Origin of the sequence: Vineibacter terrae (assembly GCF_008039615.1) — a bacterium.
GTDB lineage: Bacteria > Pseudomonadota > Alphaproteobacteria > Reyranellales > Reyranellaceae > Vineibacter > Vineibacter terrae.
In genome coordinates, this window is sequence record NZ_VDUZ01000013.1 from 102,103 (window position 1) to 118,960 (window position 16,858).

The following is a 16,858-nucleotide window of genomic DNA, read 5'->3' on the forward strand; positions in this document are numbered from 1 at the left end:
GGATGACAAGAGGGTCATGCGCGACCGCTCTACGGCATGCCGATAGGCTGCTGTTCGGGCGTTCGGTTTTGCGGCATCCTTTGCACCGCGATGCACCTTGGATCGCAGGGGAGGAAGCAATGTCCGCGATCAAAGTGACGGACCTCGCCTATGGCCGGCTACGGGCGCCCGACCTCGATGCCATGGAGGCGTTCCTGGTCCATTTCGGCATGGTGCGGTCGGCGCGCACCGCCAATGCGCTCTATATGCGCGGGTCCGATCCGCCGCATCACATCCACGTCACGGAGAAGGGGGAGCCGCGCTGTGTCGGCTTCGCCTACCATGCGGCCAGCGAGGACGATCTGCGGCGGCTGGCCGCCATGCCCGGCGCTTCCGGCGTCGAGGCCATCGACGAGCCTGGCGGCGGCAAGCGGGTGCGCCTGACCGAGCCCAACGGCTACCAGGTCGAGGTCGTGCACGGCATCGAGACGCTGCCCGCAATCACGGCGCCGCGCGATCCCATGAACTCGGGCGACGAGCCCCTGCGGCGCGCCGGCAAGCTGATGCGGCTTGGGAGCTCGCCGGCCCTGGTCAAGCGGATCGGCCATATGGTGCTGGGAACGCCGCAGGTTGCCCAGACCGTGTCCTGGTTCCGCGACGTGCTGGGCCTGATCTGCTCTGACGACGTCTATGCCGGCCGCCCGGACAACGTGATCGGGTCGTTCAACCGGATCGACCGCGGCAGCGACTATGTCGACCACCACGTCCTGTTCTGCGTCCATAACGAGAAGGCTGGCCTCAACCACCTGTCGTTCGAGGTGCCCGATATCGATGCCGTCTTCAAGGACCACGAATACCTGAAGAGTCTGGGCAAGTACGAGCATATGTGGGGCATCGGCCGGCACCTGCTGGGCAGCCAGGTCTACGACTACTGGTGCGATCCGTGGCGCCGCGTGCATGAGCGATGGGCCGACACCGATCGCCTGAACGCGGCCAATGGCGCCAACCTGCTGAGCGCGGAGGAGGGCTTCGTTTCCCAATGGGGCGAGCGGCCGCCGGAGAAGTTCCTCGGGCATGTGAGCCCGTAGGGCCTGGCGAAGCAGGCCATCTCCCTGCGGAGGCGGGATTTCGGACTTCTCGTCCAAGCTTGCGCCGGAAGACCAGGACTGTCATCCCGAGCGCAGCGAGGGATCTCCCGCGAAAGACGCACGGTGCGCCATTCGCGGGAAATCCCTCGCTGCGCTCGGGATGACGGTGCCGCAGGCGAAGGGGGAAGAAGGTAGCGGCCGCTCACGCTCGCTTCACCTTCGCCCTCTCGAAGACGGCCAGGCGCGCTGCGAACTTGCCGTCCAGGCCGGCGCTCACGTGCGCGATGCCGGCGTTGGATGGAACGGTCTCGAAGAAGTGGCAGGCGACGCGATGCCCGTTGCCGGCCTCGCGCAGCAGCGGCTCCTCCGTCTTGCAGCGCGGCTGGGCATGCGGGCAGCGGGTGTGGAAGCGGCAGCCGGATGGCGGGTTGAGCGGGCTTGGCACGTCGCCCGGCAAGATGATGCGCTGGGTCTGGACAGTCGGGTCCGGGCGTGGAATCGCCGACAGCAGCGCCTGTGTGTAGGGATGCAACGGGCGGGCGTAGAGCGCCCGCTTGTCGGCGATCTCGACCAGCTTGCCGAGATACATCACCGCAACGCGGTCGCTGATATGCTTCACGACCGCCAGGTCGTGGGCGATGAACAGGTACGACAGGCCGAAGCGCTGCTGCAGGTTCTGCAGCAGGTTCACGACCTGCGCCTGGATCGACACGTCCAGCGCCGATACCGGCTCGTCGCAGACGATCAGCTCCGGGTTGACGGCCAGCGCCCGGGCGATGCCGATGCGCTGGCGCTGGCCACCGGAGAATTGATGCGGGTAGCGCCTTGCATGCTCGGGCAGCAGGCCGACGACGTCGAGCAGCTCCCGGACCCGTGCCGACCGTTCGGCCTCGTCGCCGATGCCGTGCACGGCCATCGGCTCGGCCAGGATCTCGCCCACGGTCATGCGCGGGTTGAGCGACGCATAGGGATCCTGGAAGATGATCTGCATATGGCGCCGCAGGCGCCGCATCGACGCCTTGTCGCGCCCGGCGACTTCCTCGCCCTTGAAGCGCACCGAGCCGCCCGTCATCGACATCAGCCCCAGGATCATGCGGCCGGTGGTGGATTTGCCGCAGCCCGACTCGCCGACCAGGGCCAGCGTCTCGCCACGGGCGATCTCGAAGCTGACGTCATCGACGGCGCGCACCTGGCCGACCGTGCGGGACAGGATGACGCCGCGGTTGACCGGGAAGTGCTTGACCAGGCCCTCGACCTGCAGAACCGGTGATGCCGTCATGTCGTGGCTCCAGCGGCATGCTGCTCGATCGGGGCGTGCCAGCAGGCGACACGGTGGCCGTCGGCAACATCGCGCAATGGCGGCGGCTTCTCGCGGCAGCGGCGGTCGGCGAACGGACAGCGCGGCGAGAAGCGGCAGCCGGCGGGCTGCTTGTCGGGACTGGGTACGGTGCCTTCGATCGTGGCAAGCCGTTCGCGCTCGACGTCCAGGCGCGGGATCGAGCCCAGCAGGCCGATGGTGTAGGGATGCTGCGGATCGGCGAAGAGATCCTTGACCGGGGCGCTTTCGACGATCTTGCCAGCGTACATCACCAGGACGTCGTCGGCCACCTCGGCGATCACGCCCAGGTCGTGGGTGATGATCAGGATCGCCATGCCCAGCCGCTGCTGCAGGTCGTGCAGCAGGTCCAGGATCTGCGCCTGGATGGTGACGTCCAGCGCCGTCGTCGGCTCGTCGGCGATCAGCAATGCCGGCTCGCAGGCCAGCGCCATGGCGATCATCACGCGCTGGCGCATGCCCCCCGACAGCCGGTGCGGGAATTCCTCGAAGCGGGCCGCGGGGGAGGGGATCCGCACGAGGTCCAGCACTTCGATCGCGCGGTCGCGCGCCGCCTTGGGCGACAGCGTGGTATGGGCGAGGAGCACCTCGACGATCTGCCGCCCGATCGTGTGCACCGGGTTGAGCGATGTCATCGGCTCCTGGAAGATCATCGACATCTTGCTGCCCCGCAGCTGGCGGCGCTGGTCCGCCGGCAGGCGCAGCACGTCGCGATCCTCGAACAGCACCGCCTCGCCTTCGACACGGCCCGGCGGATCGGGCACCAGGCCCATGACCGAGAGCGACGTCACGCTCTTGCCGCAGCCCGACTCGCCCACGAGGCCGACCGTCCTGCCGCGGTCGACCGAGAAGCTGATGCCGTCGACGGCACGGAACAGGCCGCGATCGGTGTGGAAATAGGTCCTCAGGTCGCGGACCTCGAGCAGGGAAGTGGTCATGTCAATCGCACGCTTCGAACAATGAATTGGCTGTCATTTCGAGCCCGGCGAGCGACCCGGTCCGATCCACCGCACCGGGATCCCTGCCGCGCTCGGCGCTCGTGGTCTGTCCTTCCCCCGGAGGTGATCGCATATGAACCTGCCGTCATCCCGCGCTGCGCTCGGGATGACGGGTTGGCCATATGCGATAGCTCTGCCCCCCGGGGGAAGGATCAAATCAGAACGAGTAGTCCAGGCCCTTGTAGAAGGTGTTCTGGTAGAGCATGTGCGGCCGCACGCCCTTCAGCTTCTTGCTGCTGGTGGTGTACATGGCGACGTTCATGACCGGCATCCATAGATGCTGCTCGGTCACGCGCCGCTGCACCAGGCCGTAATATTTGGCACGATCGGCCTCGGTCAGGGCCGCACGGCCGAGCTTCAGCCATTCGTCGGTTTGCGCGTCCTTCCAGTTCATGCGGTTGGGCGCGGGGATGTTCTTGGAGTCGAAGTAGAAGTTCAGCAGGTCGCCCGACGACATGTAGGGGAACGTCACCGTCCACAGCTCGAAGTCCTGCTCGGCCATCTTGGCCGGCGCGATGGTCGAGTCGTAGCCGATGATCTTCCAGTCGACCCCGATCTTGCGCATGTAGCCCTGGATCGCCTCGGATACCCTGGGGAAGTAGGAAACCTGGGTGAACAGGACCTTGGGCGCGAGCTTCACGCCGTCCTTCTCGCGGATGCCGTCGGCGCCGACCTTCCAGCCGGCCTCGTCCAGCAGCTTCTTGGCGCGCTCGACATCCTCCTTGATCATCGTCTTCGTCGCCGGATCGAAGTCGAGCGTATCGGGGTCGATGAAGGTGTAGGCCGGCGCCGCGTTGCCCAGCATGATGCCCTTGACGATCTCGGCACGGTTGATGGCGATGTTCATCGCCTCGCGCACGCGCGGATCCGACACCATGGGCCGGGTCGTCTTGTAGCCGTAGTACATGAGCTGGAAGTTCGGCTTCGCCTCCTGGACCTGCAGCATCGGCGCCGCCTTGACCTGGCTGATGAACTGCAGCGGGAGCTGATGCGTCACGTCGAACTGGCCGCTGATCATGGCCGCGACCCGGGCCGAATCCTCGGGGATGATCTTGATCGACAGCCGCTCGAACTTCACCGGGCCCTTGTTCTGGTACATCGACGGGCCCCACTTGTAGGCATCGTGGCGCTTGAGCACGATCTCGGTGCGCGGCTGCCAGGACTCGAAGCACCAGGGCCCGGTGCCGTCGATCGCCTGCACGCCATAGTCCTTGCCGTGCTTCTCGACGCTGTCCTTGTTGTGGATCGCCATCGTGAAGCTGACCAGGTTCAGCATGAGATCGGCGTAGGGCTCGTTGAGCTCGTACTCGACCGTGTACGGGTCCGGCGCCCGCAGCTCCTTGACGTTGCCGGCGCGCCATTTGAGCGGCGCCTTGGTCTCGGGATCGAGCAGGCGCTTGAAGCTGTAGACGACGTCGGCGGACGTGAGCTTCTTGCCGCTGCAGAACTGCACGTCATCGCGCAGCTTGAAGGTGTAGAGCTTGCCGTCATCGCTGATGGTCCACGACTTGGCCAGGTAGGGGATCACCGTCTTGCCGTCCCAGTCGAGCGCCACCAGCGTGTCCTGGATCATGTTGACGATGTCGGAGCTGGGCGACCATGTCGTGCGCTGGCCGTCGTAGTGCGGTGCGTCCAGAGACTTCATCATGCGCAAAGTCTGCGCCTGCGCAGCCGATGCCAGACAGGTGGCACCCATCACTACAACCACGCTCCTCAACATCCTGTGCATTTGGTTCCCTCCTCCTATCGAACGCTTCATGGTGAGCCTGTCAAACCATGAAGGCCGCACCGCTGGCCGTGCGACGCCTTCATGGTTCGACAGGCTCACCATGAAGGCTACTGGAGCACTGCAAATCATTCGTATGCCTGATTTCATCCGCTCGGTTCCGTCAGAGCGACAGGTCCAGACCCTTGTAGAAGGTGTTCTGGTAGAGCATGTGGGGTCGCACGCCCTTCAGCTTCTTGTTGGTGACCTGGTACATGTTCGCGTTGACCACCGGAAGCCAGAGGAACTCGTCCGTCACACGCTTCTGCACCAGGGCGTAGTACTTCGCCCGGTCCGCCTCGTTCAGGGCGCCGCGGCCGAGCTTCAGCCATTCGTCGGTCTGAGGATCCTGCCAGTTCATCCGGTTCGGCGTCGGGACGTTCTTCGAATCGAAGTACAGGTTCATCAGCTCGCCGGCGGAAAGATAGGGGACGGCGACCGTCCACAATTCATAGTCCTGCTCCGCCATCTTGGCCGGCGCGATGGTCGAATCCCAGCCCTGCAGGCGCCGGTCGATGCCGATCTTGCGCAGATAGCCCTGGATGGCCTCGCTGGTGCGGCCGAAATTGGCGACTTGCACGTAGTAGACCTTGGGCGCGAGCTTCACGCCGTCCTTCTCGCGGATGCCGTCGGCGCCCATCTTCCAGCCGGCCTCGTCCAGCAGCCTCCTGGCACGCTCGATGTCCTCCTTGACCACGTCCTTGGTCTGCGGATTGAAATCGGGCGCGGCCGGATCGACGAACGTGGAAGCCGGAACGGCATTGCCAAGGTAGATGCCCTTGGCGATCTCGGCGCGATTGATGGCGATGTTCATGGCCTCGCGCACGCGCCGGTCCGAGACCATGGGCCGGGTGATCTTGAAGCCGTAGTACACGAGCTGGAACACCGGCTGGGCCTCCTGGACCGCCAGGTTCGGCGCCTTCTGCGCCTGCTGGATGAACTGCAGCGGGAATTGATGGGTGAAGTCGAACTGGCCGCCCAGCATGCCGGCGACCCGGGCCGAATCCTCGGGGATGATCTTGATCGACAGCCGCTCGAACTTCACGGGCCCCTTGTTCTGGTACATCGACGGGCCCCACTTGTAGGCGTCGTGGCGCTTGAGCACGATCTCGGTACGCGGCTGCCAGGAGACGAAGCACCATGGGCCGGTGCCGTCCACGCCTTTGATGCCGTAGTCCTTGCCCAGGGCCTCGACGCTCTGGCGGCTGTGGATCACGTTGGTGAACATGGTGAGCTGCAGCAGCAGCTCGGAGAACGGCTCCTTGAGCTCGTACTCGACCGTATAGGGATCGATGGCGCGCAGCTCCCTGATGTCGCCGGCGCGCCACCCGAACGGCGCCTTGGTCTCGGGGTCCTTGAGCCGCTTGAAGCTGTAGACGACGTCCTCGGCGGTGAACTTCTTGCCGCTGCAGAAGGTCACGTCCTCGCGCAGCTTGAACGTGTAGATGCGGCCATCCTCGCTGATATTCCAGGACTTCGCCAGATAGGGAACCACGGTCTTGCCATCCCAGTCGAGCGCAACCAGGGTGTCCTGCACCATGTTGACGATGTCGGCGGTCGGCGACCAGGTCGTGCGTTGCGCGTCGTAGTGCGGCGCATCGAGCGACTTCATTACGTTCAGTGTCTGGGCGTCGGCATCCGACAGGGCGCCGGCCACCACCAGCGCTGCCACGGCGCCACGCAATGTCGTTCGCATCGGATCCTCCCCTCAGAACGAGAAATCGAGCCCCTTGTAGAACGTGTTCTGGTAGATCATGTGCGGCCGGCCGCCCTTGAGCTTGCGGCTGCTCACCATGTGCATGTGGATGTTGAGGACCGGCATCCAGAGGTGCTCCTCGGTCACCTTCTGCTGCACCAGCCCGTAATAGCGGGTGCGGTCGGCCGCATCGAGCGCCGACCGGCCGAGCCGCAGCCATTCATCCGTCTCGGCGTCCTTCCAGTTCATCCGGTTGGGCGTCGGTATGTTGCGGGAATCGAAATAGATGTTCACCAGGTCGCCGGCCGACAGATAGGGGACGGTCACCGACCAGATCTCGTAGTCCTGCTCGGCCATCTTGGCGGCGGCGATGGTCGAGTCCCACGGCTGCAGCTGCCAGTGGACGCCGATGCGGCGCAGATAGCCCTGGATCGCCTCGGCGACCCGCGGCGTGTTGCCGGACTGGGTATAGTAGACCTTGGGCGTGAGCTTGATGCCGTCCTTCTCGCGGATGCCGTCGGCGCCGACCTTCCAGCCCGCCTCGTCGAGCAGTTTCCTGGCACGCTCGACGTCTTCGTGGACGATATCCTTGGTCTTGGGCGCATAGTCCAGTGCTTCCGGATCGACATAGGTGAAGGCCGGATCGGCATTGCCCAGCAGGATGCTTCTGGCGATCTCGGCGCGGTTTATGGCGATGCTCATGGCCTCGCGCACGCGCCGGTCCGACACCATCGGCCGCGTCGTCTTGAAGCCGAAATACAGGAGCTGGAAGTTGGGCTTGGCCTCCTGCACCTGCAGCATCGGTGCCGTCTTGGCCTGGGCGATGAACTGCGCCGGGAACTGGTTGGTGATGTCGAACTGGCCCGCCATCATCGCCGCGACGCGGCTGGATTCCTCCGGCACGACCTTGATCACCAGCCGCTCGAACTTCACGGGGCCCTTGTTGGCGTACATGGCCGGACCCCAGCGGTAGGCATCGTGGCGCTTCAGCACGATCTCGGTGCGTGGCTGCCAGGAGGCAAGGCACCACGGGCCGGTGCCGTCGGCCGCCTTGACGCCGTAGTCCTTGCCCAGCGCCTCGACGCTGTCGCGGTTGTGGATGGCGTTGGTGAACATCGTGAGCTGCAGCAGCAGGTCGGCGTAGGGCTCCTCCAGCTCGTAGATGACGGTGTGCGGGTCGGGCGCGCGCAAATCCTTGATCCGGCCGGCGCGCCACGCGAAGGGTCCCTTCAGCGCCGGGTCGGTGAGGCGCTTGAAGGAGAAGACGACATCGTCGGCGGTCAGCTTCTTGCCGCTGCAGAACTGCACGTCGTCGCGCAGCCTGAAGGTATACGTCCTGCCGTCCGGGCTGACCTCCCACGACCTGGCGAGGTTGGGGATCGGCGTCCGGCCGTCCCAGTCGAGCGCCACCAGGGTGTCCTGGAACATGTTGACGATGTCGGAGGTCGGCCCCCAGGTCGTGCGCTGCGCATCGTAGTGCGGCGCGTCGATCGCCTTCATCATGTTCAAGGTCTGCGCCGGGGCGGCCGGAACAGCTCCGGCCATGCCGATCATGGCGCCAATGCCCAGCAGCACCTTCCGCATCGTCGCCTCCCTGTGGCGATTATTTTTCTCGCTGTTCGTATTTCTCGTGCCTGTGAAGCGCGGGGGATCGCATTTCGCCGCTTGGCGACGCGAGCGTCATCCCGAGCGCAGCGAGGGATCTCCTGCAAATGGCGCGGGGTGCGTCTTGCCGCAGGAGATCCCTCGCTGCGCTCGGGATGACGGTGGCTGCCCACGCCCCGCTGCCTGTGAAGGAAAACGCGGACCATCATTGCTGCAGCCTCGGATCGAGCACGTCGCGCAGGGCGTCGCCCAGCAGGTTCGCCGCCAGCACGATGATGAAGATCGCCAGGCTGGGGATGGTGGCGATGTGCGGCGCCATGAACAGGAAGTCGCGGCCCTGCGCTGCCATCATGCCGAGCTCGGCCGTCGGCGGCTGGGCACCCATGCCGAGAAAGCCCAGCGCCGAGCCGATCAGGATGATCTGGCCGAAACGCAGGGTCAGGAACACGAAGATCGTGGAGATGCAGTTCAGCGTGAGGTAGCGCCAGATCAGGGTCGTGTCCGAGACCCCGACGGCCCGTCCGGCCTCCATGAATTCCTGCCCCATGACGCCGACGGCGGCGCCGCGCGCGACCCGCGCGACGTCGGGGATGGTGGCGACCACCAGCGCGACGATCACCGCGGTGAGGCCGGCGCCGAAGATGGCGGCGACGGCCAGTCCGATCAGGATCGCCGGGAAGGCGAGCATGATGTCCACGAGGCGCATGATCCAGCCGTCGAGGCGGCGATAGAACGCCGCCAGGATGCCCAGCGCGCCGCCGAGGACACCGCCGAGGATGACGCCGATCAGGCCCAGCAGCAGCGTGTTGCGCGCGCCGAAGATCACGCGGCTCAGGATGTCGCGCCCGGTGTTGTCGGTGCCGAACCAGTGCTCGGCGCTGGGTGGCTGCATCGCCTTGGCGAGATCGGTGTAGTAGGGGTCGTAAGGCGCGACCCAGGGGGCGAAGATCGCGGCCAGCACCGTCGCCGACAGTACCACGGAAGCGGCGAACGCCACCTTGTCGCGCGCCAGGCGACGCAGCAGGCCGGCGCGGCCGGGCAGCGCCGATTCGGTCGGGACGGTCGGAGCCGACGGCGAGTCGACGGTCTGGACGGTCATCCGCGCTGCACCCTCGGATCGAGATAGACGTAGAGGACGTCGACGATGAGGTTGATCATCAGGAAGGCGACCGCCAGGATCATGATCGCTCCCTGCGCGGTCGGGAAGTCGCTGGACACGATGGCGCCCACGGCGAGGCGCCCGACGCCGGGCCAGGCGAACATCGTCTCCGTCACCACGGCGCCGCCCAGCAGGAAAGCGGCCTGCAGGCCGATCAGAGTGACGACCGGGATCAGCGCGTTGCGCAGCGCGTGGTGCACGATCACCACGGTCTCGCGCAGCCCCTTGGCCCGCGCCGTGCGCACGAAATCGGCGCCCAGCACTTCAAGCACGGCGGTGCGGGTCAGCCGGGCGATCGGGCCGATCAGCACGCTGCCCAGGGTGAGCGCCGGCAGGATCAGGCTGGGCAGGCCGCCGTCCCATATCGGGCCGGTGCGGCCGGTGAAGGGCAGCAGCGCCCACTTGAAGCCGACATACTGGATCAGGATCAGGCCGATGAAGAACACCGGCATGGACACGCCGGCGACCGAAAAGGCCATGATGATGCGATCGACGACGCTGCCGCGCTTCACCGCCGCCAGCGTGCCCAGCGCCAGGCCGCAGGGCACGGCCATCACCATGGCGCCCAGCATCAGCTCCACCGTCGGGCCGATGGTGTGGGTGAGCTCCTCGCTCACCATCTTGTTGGAGATGATCGAGCGGCCCAGGTCACCCTGCAGCACGCGGCCGATATAGTCGATGAACTGCAGCGGGATCGGCCGGTCGAGGCCAAGCTCGAGGCGGATGGCGGCGATGGTCTCGGCCTTCGCTTCCGGGCCGGCGATGATCATCGCCGGGTCAGCCGGCACAACCTGCAGCAGACAGAAGCACAAGAACAGCACGCCGACCAGAGCGGGGATTGAGATCAGCAGACGATGAAGGATCTGTCGTCCCATGCGTCGTCTCCCGGCCGATCGCACCAGGAGAACAGACGGGCGTTCACGCCGAAGCGTGTTGTCCGTCAGTCCACCCCTGGACGGCCGCTGCGCGAGATTTCACACGCGACCTTGTTGTCTGGCCATTGCGGAAGTCGTTGCTCCCGCGCGTTTTCCTCACTTGTCGTCACGCTTGCAGCTTTCGTCGGACGAGTCAAACGGCGGCTTTCGCATGTCGGGATCGGCCGCTAACCGGCGAGAGCGCGAGGCAGGGGATACTCGCCGGAGACGATGCGGGCGCTGAGGACTTCGAGGGTCACGCGCTGGGACATTGCGGCGCGCTGCAGGATGCGGAAGGCCTCGGCCTCGCCGATCTGGGCCTGGTTCATGATCCGCAGGACGGCCGAGAAGAGAATGCGCCGCGACCGCAGGCGTTCCTCGGCCGATGCCAGCTTGCGGCGCATGGCCTGGATCAGCGCGAACTGGTGCAGCGCGATGGCCAGCGAGGAGTAGATGCCGGTCGGCCGGATCGGCTTCATCAGATAGGCCGACGGCTGGCGCGCCAGCATCGCCTGCAGGCGGCTGGGTGTCTCGGATCCGATCAAGGCCACTGTCGGCACGTCGATGTCGGGGTGGGCCTCGTCGGACTCGACCGCAAATCCGGCATCGGCGTCGAAGAAGAAGATGTCGACACCCTCGCACGGTGCTGCAGCGCCGCTGTCGAGCGTCGTGACCTTGAGGCCGAGCACCTCGAGCTGTGCCGCCAGCACGGTGCGGTCGCGGCCGGGGCAGTGATCGATCAGGGCGTGCAGGCCGCGAAACGACGGCAGGTTGCGCCGGCTCATTTGACGACCCGCAGGCCGTTGGTGGCCCGGGCCTCGCCGGCGGGCCGGCCGCGCGCGCGGCGTGTCAGCGCGTCGAGGTCGAGCCATGTGAGGTAGGGGTCGGGCTTCACGGGTGCGGCCGCCGTGTCCAGGATCTCGAAGCTGAAGCCCCCGCGCGATCGCGCCAGCCGCGGGGTCAGGTAGCAGTGGTTGTTGTCGGGGTCGACCTTCACCGGCCCTTGCGGGGCGCTGAGCTCGTCGCGATAGGCGGCCGTCCGCACGGCCTGCACGTCCGTGGTGCCGGCGCGGCGGATGGCGCGGGCGAGCAGGATGGCGCACAGGTAGGATGCCTCGGCGTCGACCGAGGGCAGATTGCTGCTGCCGAACATCTCGCGATAGCGGCGCACGAAGGCGCGGTTCTCCGGCGTGTCGATGCTCGAGAAGTAGACCGACGACGTGATGTGCCCCACCGATGCCCGCGGCCCGATGAGGCGCAGCTCCGGCTCGCACAGGCTGCAGCTCAGGATCGGCGGGCGCGGTGCGGCGCGCAGCGCGCCCTGCGACTGGGCGCGATAGAGCTCGCGATGGAAGCGGTAGCTGGCCTCGCCGACCAGGGTGTTGAAGATGATCGGCGGCTGGCGCTCGACGATCTCGCGCACGATGTGGTCGATCTGCGTATCGCCCAGCGCGACCAGGCGCTTGGCGATGATGCTACCGCCAGCCGCCGACACGATCTCCTGCAGCACGCGGTTGGTCTCCCACGTCCACAGGTAGTTGGCGCCGACGCAATAGACGCTGGTGCCCAGCGTCTCGATCATGTAGCGCGCCAGCGGCACGATGTGCTGGTTGGGCGCGGCGCCGACATAGATCACGTTGTCGCTGTTCTCGAAGCCCTCGTAGCGGGCCGAGTGCCACAGCAGGCGGTCGTAGCGCTCGATCAGCGGCAGGACCTGCTTGCGCGAAGCGGAGGTGTAGCAGCCGACGATGTGCCGCACGGCCTTGTCGCGGATCAGCAGCTCGCAATGCTCCTCATACGTTTCCAGCTCGCCGCCGGGATCGAACACCAGCGGCGCGATCTGGAAATCGAACTCGGGGCTGGCGTTCACCTGCTCGACGGCGAGCGTGAGGCCGTTGAGCATCTCGCGCCCGACCAGGCCGTAAGGGCCGGTCAGCGAGTAGAGAACGCCGATATGGACCGTCTCGCGTCGACGCTTTGCCATGATGCCCACCCCGCGGCGAGGGTGGCCGCGTCCGGTCCCGTTCGTCAAGCTGCTTGGCAGGGCGCGCACCTGGCGCGGCGATGCGCGCTCACATTGCTTGTCCGTTACAAACACATTGACAGTCATCAGAGCGGATATGACTATCTAACGAGGATTAGATCAAAAAGAACGCCATCGCGCGAGGACAAGGGCGTCCACCACCGCGCAGCCATGGCGATAAAGGGCCAACGCGCCCGAGACAGCAGACATGCGGGGCTGATGCAGCCTCGAACCGGCAACAGGGCCTGAAGGTTCCGCGAGGAGCCATCGGGCGCCTGTTGCTTTGCGGGATGTGGTGCAGGTGGGGGGCGGCGAGGATGCCGGTCAGATTGCCAAGCGTCGAGCAGCTTGCTGGAATCGCGCGGTCGTTCGGGCTGTCGCTGAGCGGCGACGACCTGGCGTCGTTCCGCGACCTGATGCGGGGGCCGATTGCCTCCTGCGCGCGCCTCGATGCGCTCGTCGAGCCCAAGCTGCCCGTGAAATATGCACGGGCGCCGGGCTATCGGCCGTCGGCAGAGGAGAATCCCTACAACGCCTGGTACTGGAAGACGGATATTCCCGGCGCCGCCTCAGGGCTGCTGGCGGGCAAGAAGGTGGCCATCAAGGACAACATCTGCGTCGCCGGCGTGCCGATGATGAACGGCTCGCAGCTGCTGGAAGGCTACGTGCCGGAGATCGACGCCACGGTGGTGAGCCGCATCCTCGATGCCGGCGGCACGATCGCGGGCAAGGCGGCGTGCGAGGATCTATGCTTCTCAGGCGCCAGCCACACCTGCGCCACCGGCCCGATCCGCAATCCGCACAACGTCAAGCACAGCGCCGGCGGGTCATCGGGCGGCAGCGCCGCCGCCGTCGCCGCCGGTGACGTGCCGATGGCCCTGGGCGGCGACCAGGGCGGCTCGATCCGCACGCCCTCGAGCTGGTGCGGCATCTACGGCCTCAAGCCGACCTGGGGCCTGGTGCCGACGACGGGATCGATGCCCATCTCCTACTCGGTCGACCATTGCGGGCCGATGGGCGCCTCGACGGAGGATGTCGCGCGGCTGCTGGCGGTCATCGCCGGGCATGACGGCCACGATCCGCGCACCCAGCTGGCGCGCACCGACGACTACATGGGCGCGCTGGGACAGGGCATCGCGGGCCTGCGCGTGGGCGTGCTGAAGCAGGGCTTCGGCCATCCCGAGAGCGATCCCGAGGTCGACCGCATGGTGCGCGCGGCGATCGACTCCCTGGCCGGTGCCGGCGCCACGATCTGCGAGGTGTCGGTGCCGATGCACTACGACGGACCGCACATCTGGAGCGGCATCATCCTCGAAGGCGCCGCCGAGATGATGCTGAAGGGCTACGGCGTGGGCAACAACGTGGCGGCGTACTATCCGCTGTCGATGCAGGAGGCGTTCGCGCGCGGCATGGCCTCGCGCATCAACGATGCGTCGGAGACGGTGAAGCTGGTGCTGCTGCTGGGCGAGTACCTCCATCGCCACTACCACAACCGCTACCATTCCAAGGCACAGAACTTGCGTGTGCTGCTGCGCGACGCCTATGCCCAGGCCCTGGGCGACGTCGACATCCTTGCCATGCCGACCATACCGTTCACCGCCACACTGATCCCCGACGCCGACTGTCCGCGCGACACCTATGTTGACCGCGCGCTCAACATGCAGGCCAATACCTGTCCGTTCGACGTGAGCGGGAACCCGGCGTTCACGCTGCCCTGCGGCCGCAAGCACGGCCTGCCGGTGGGCTTGATGCTGGTGGGACGGCATTTCGAGGAGAGCCGGTTGATCGCGGCCGCGGCGGCGTTCGAGGCAATCGGCAGACGAGGAGAGCGATGAGCCTGAAGGATATCCATTACCTCGACCTCGTCGAGGTTGCCCGGCGGATCCGGGCTGGTGCGTTGTCGCCCGTCGCGCTGACCCAGGCCATGCTGGAGCGCATCGAGAAGACCCAGGGCACGCTCAAGAGCTATGCCACGGTCACGGCGGACCTCGCCATGCAGCAGGCGCGCCAGGCCGAAGCCGAGATCGGACGCGGCGCCTGGCGCGGCCCGCTGCACGGTGTGCCCATCGCGGTCAAGGACCTGTGCTACACCAAGGGCATCCCGACGGCTGCCGGCATGCCGATCCATGCCAGTTTCCGGCCGGACCATGATGCGACGGTCGTGCAGCGCTTCGCCGATGCCGGCGCCGTGCTGCTGGGCAAGCTGCAGCTCACCGAGGGCGCGTTCGCCGACCATCACCCCAGCATCGCGCCGCCGGTCAACCCCTGGCACCAGGACCACTGGTCGGGCGCCTCGTCGAGCGGCTCGGGCGTGGCGACGGCCGCCGGCCTGTGCTTCGCCTCACTGGGCTCCGACACCGGCGGCTCCATCCGCTTCCCGTCGGCTGCCAACGGCGTGACCGGCCTCAAGCCGACCTGGGGCCGGGTGAGCCGCTATGGCGTCTTCGCGCTGGCGGAGTCGCTGGACCATATCGGTCCGATGACCCGCAGCGCCGCCGATGCGGCCGCCGTGCTGGGCGTGATCGCGGGCGCCGACGCCAACGATCCGACGGCGCGGCAGGAGCCCGTGCCCAACTACCTTGCCGGCCTGGAGCGCCCGATCCGCGGCGTGCGCATCGGCGTCGATCGCAGCCTCAACACGACGGGCGTCGACAAGACCATGATCGGCGTGGTCGACGATGCCCTGGCGGTCCTGTCCGGCCTCGGCGCCGAGATCCGCGACGTCACGTTCCCGTCGCCGGACGAGGCCGTGAAGGTCTGGCTGCCGCTGTGCGCCGTCGAGACCGCGGTCGCGCACGAGGCGACGTTCCCCAAGCAGGCCGACCAGTACGGTCCGGGCGTGCGCGGCCTGATCGAGCTGGGGCGCGGCCTGTCAGGCTTCGACCTGACCAAGATCCAGCTCGTGCGCGAGGCGTTCCGCGGCCGGGTCGCGGCCTTCTTCCAGGACGTCGACCTGCTGCTGATCCCGGCGCAGTACACGGCCTCGCCGACCACGGCCACGATGGCGACGCTGGGCCAGGACGAGAACGCGCTTTCGATGCTGCTGCGCTTCACGGCGCCGTTCGACATGACGGGCAGCCCGACCATCACCTTGCCGGGCGGCTTCACGGACAAAGGGCTGCCGGTCGCGTTCCAGCTGGTGTCGCGCCACATGGAGGAGGACCTGCTCCTGCGGGCCGGGCACGCCTTCCAGCTGGCCACCGACTGGCACAAGCGCCGGCCGCCGGTCTGACGACAGACGCGGGGTACAGCCATGAGCATCAACGATTGGGTGGCGCGCTCGATCATGCATCGCCGCGGCGCGTCGGGTGGCAAGGCCGGCGCCACGCACCAGCTCACCGAGGAGCAGCAGGCCGAGTTCCACTTCACGATCGGCCCGTACTCCAAGCCTGTGATGACGGTGAAGCCGGGCGACCGGGTCGTGGTCGAGACGCGGGATGCCTTCAGCGGCCGCATCAAGACCGAGGCCGACAAGCCCAGCGAGAAGATCAGGATGCCGTTCGCCAATCCGCAGAACGGGCCGATCATGATCGAGGGCGCCGAGACGGGCGATGCGCTCGCCGTCCACATCGAGGCGATGGCGCCGCGCGGCGAGCAGCCGCGCGGCACCTGCGCGCTCATCCCCGAGTTCGGTGCGCTGACGGGCACGTACTACACGGCGACGCTCAACCAGCCCCTGCCGGAGATCGTGCGCAAGATCCTGGTGGACGAGAACACGGTCCACTGGAGCGACAAGGTCAAGCTGCCCTACAAGCCGCATATCGGCACGTTGAGCTGCTCGCCCGAGATCGATTCCATCAGCTCGCTGACGCCCGACAACCATGGCGGCAACATGGACCTGCCCGACATGGGGCCGGGCACCGTGACCTATCTGCCCGTGCGCGTGCCCGGCGCGCGCCTGTTCATCGGCGATGCCCATGCCTGCCAGGGCGACGGCGAGGTCTGCGGCGTGGCCGTCGAGCATGCCAGCCTCACCACCATCCGGGTCGACGTCGTCAAGAAATGGACGATCGAGTGGCCGCGTCTGGAGACCGACGAGCTGATCATGGCGATCGGCAGCGCGCGGCCGCTGGAGGACGCGACCCGCATCGCCTATCGCGAGCTGATCCGCTGGATGGCAGCCGACTACGGCTTCGATCAGCTCGACGCCTACATGATGCTGAGCCAGTGCGGCAAGGTCCGCCTGGGCAACTTCGTCGACCCGAAATACACGGTCGGCGCCGCGGTTCTGAAGAAATACCTGCCGGACGGGGCGTGATCATCGCGCCGCGCGTGAAACCTCGTGGGGCTCAGGA

Annotated in this window: 13 protein-coding genes; 4 read left to right on the forward strand and 9 right to left on the reverse strand. The window is 66.8% G+C overall.

Going from position 1 to position 16,858, the window contains the following annotated elements; translation table 11 throughout:
- The first annotated feature begins 119 nt into the window (after nt 1-119).
- The gene (locus tag FHP25_RS13690) at nt 120-1,067 is read left to right on the forward strand and encodes a VOC family protein (RefSeq protein WP_147847493.1); all 948 of its coding nucleotides are present in this window, start codon (nt 120-122) and stop codon (nt 1,065-1,067) included.
- Between the two features lie 202 nt (nt 1,068-1,269).
- Here the strand turns inward: FHP25_RS13690 and FHP25_RS13695 are convergent, their stop codons facing one another.
- From FHP25_RS13695 to FHP25_RS13735, 9 genes are all read right to left on the reverse strand, one after another.
- A complete protein-coding gene (locus tag FHP25_RS13695) occupies nt 1,270-2,346 on the reverse strand; it encodes an ABC transporter ATP-binding protein (RefSeq protein ID WP_147847494.1) in 1,077 nt (358 codons plus the stop codon).
- A complete protein-coding gene (locus FHP25_RS13700; protein WP_147847495.1) occupies nt 2,343-3,341 on the reverse strand; it encodes an ABC transporter ATP-binding protein in 999 nt (332 codons plus the stop codon). The genes FHP25_RS13695 and FHP25_RS13700 overlap by 4 nt, the downstream gene beginning before the upstream one ends.
- Nucleotides 3,342-3,558: 217 nt before the next feature.
- The gene (locus FHP25_RS13705) at nt 3,559-5,049 is read right to left on the reverse strand and encodes an ABC transporter substrate-binding protein (RefSeq protein WP_178133516.1); all 1,491 of its coding nucleotides are present in this window, start codon (nt 5,047-5,049) and stop codon (nt 3,559-3,561) included.
- A gap of 241 nt (nt 5,050-5,290) precedes the next feature.
- Entirely contained in the window at nt 5,291-6,862 is a 1,572-nt protein-coding gene (locus FHP25_RS13710; RefSeq protein WP_147847497.1) for an ABC transporter substrate-binding protein, read from the reverse strand.
- 12 nt (nt 6,863-6,874) lie between these two features.
- A complete protein-coding gene (locus FHP25_RS13715; RefSeq protein ID WP_147847498.1) occupies nt 6,875-8,446 on the reverse strand; it encodes an ABC transporter substrate-binding protein in 1,572 nt (523 codons plus the stop codon).
- A 226-nt stretch (nt 8,447-8,672) separates the two neighbouring features.
- Nucleotides 8,673-9,566 (reverse strand): ABC transporter permease, encoded by an 894-nt coding sequence (locus tag FHP25_RS13720; protein WP_147847499.1) that lies wholly within the window; start codon nt 9,564-9,566, stop codon nt 8,673-8,675.
- A complete protein-coding gene (locus tag FHP25_RS13725; RefSeq protein ID WP_147847500.1) occupies nt 9,563-10,501 on the reverse strand; it encodes an ABC transporter permease in 939 nt (312 codons plus the stop codon). The genes FHP25_RS13720 and FHP25_RS13725 overlap by 4 nt, the downstream gene beginning before the upstream one ends.
- Nucleotides 10,502-10,728: 227 nt before the next feature.
- Nucleotides 10,729-11,325 carry an ANTAR domain-containing response regulator gene (locus tag FHP25_RS13730; RefSeq protein WP_178133517.1) on the reverse strand — a complete coding sequence of 199 codons (597 nt, stop codon included), beginning with the start codon at nt 11,323-11,325 and terminating at the stop codon, nt 10,729-10,731.
- Nucleotides 11,322-12,524 carry a transporter substrate-binding domain-containing protein gene (locus tag FHP25_RS13735; protein WP_147847502.1) on the reverse strand — a complete coding sequence of 401 codons (1,203 nt, stop codon included), beginning with the start codon at nt 12,522-12,524 and terminating at the stop codon, nt 11,322-11,324. The genes FHP25_RS13730 and FHP25_RS13735 overlap by 4 nt, the downstream gene beginning before the upstream one ends.
- A gap of 356 nt (nt 12,525-12,880) precedes the next feature.
- Here FHP25_RS13735 and FHP25_RS13740 point away from each other — a divergent pair, with 356 nt between their 5' ends.
- Genes FHP25_RS13740 through FHP25_RS13750 form a run of 3 tightly spaced genes read left to right on the forward strand, consistent with a single transcriptional unit; the run spans nt 12,881 to nt 16,821 of the window.
- Nucleotides 12,881-14,398, forward strand: a complete 1,518-nt coding sequence (locus tag FHP25_RS13740) for an amidase (RefSeq protein WP_147847503.1) — start codon at nt 12,881-12,883, stop codon at nt 14,396-14,398.
- On the forward strand, nt 14,395-15,795 hold the full coding sequence (locus FHP25_RS13745) for an amidase (protein WP_147847504.1): 1,401 nt from the start codon (nt 14,395-14,397) through the stop codon (nt 15,793-15,795). The genes FHP25_RS13740 and FHP25_RS13745 overlap by 4 nt, the downstream gene beginning before the upstream one ends.
- 21 nt (nt 15,796-15,816) lie before the next feature.
- Nucleotides 15,817-16,821 carry an acetamidase/formamidase family protein gene (locus FHP25_RS13750; RefSeq protein WP_147847505.1) on the forward strand — a complete coding sequence of 335 codons (1,005 nt, stop codon included), beginning with the start codon at nt 15,817-15,819 and terminating at the stop codon, nt 16,819-16,821.
- The last annotated feature ends 37 nt before the right edge of the window (nt 16,822-16,858 follow it).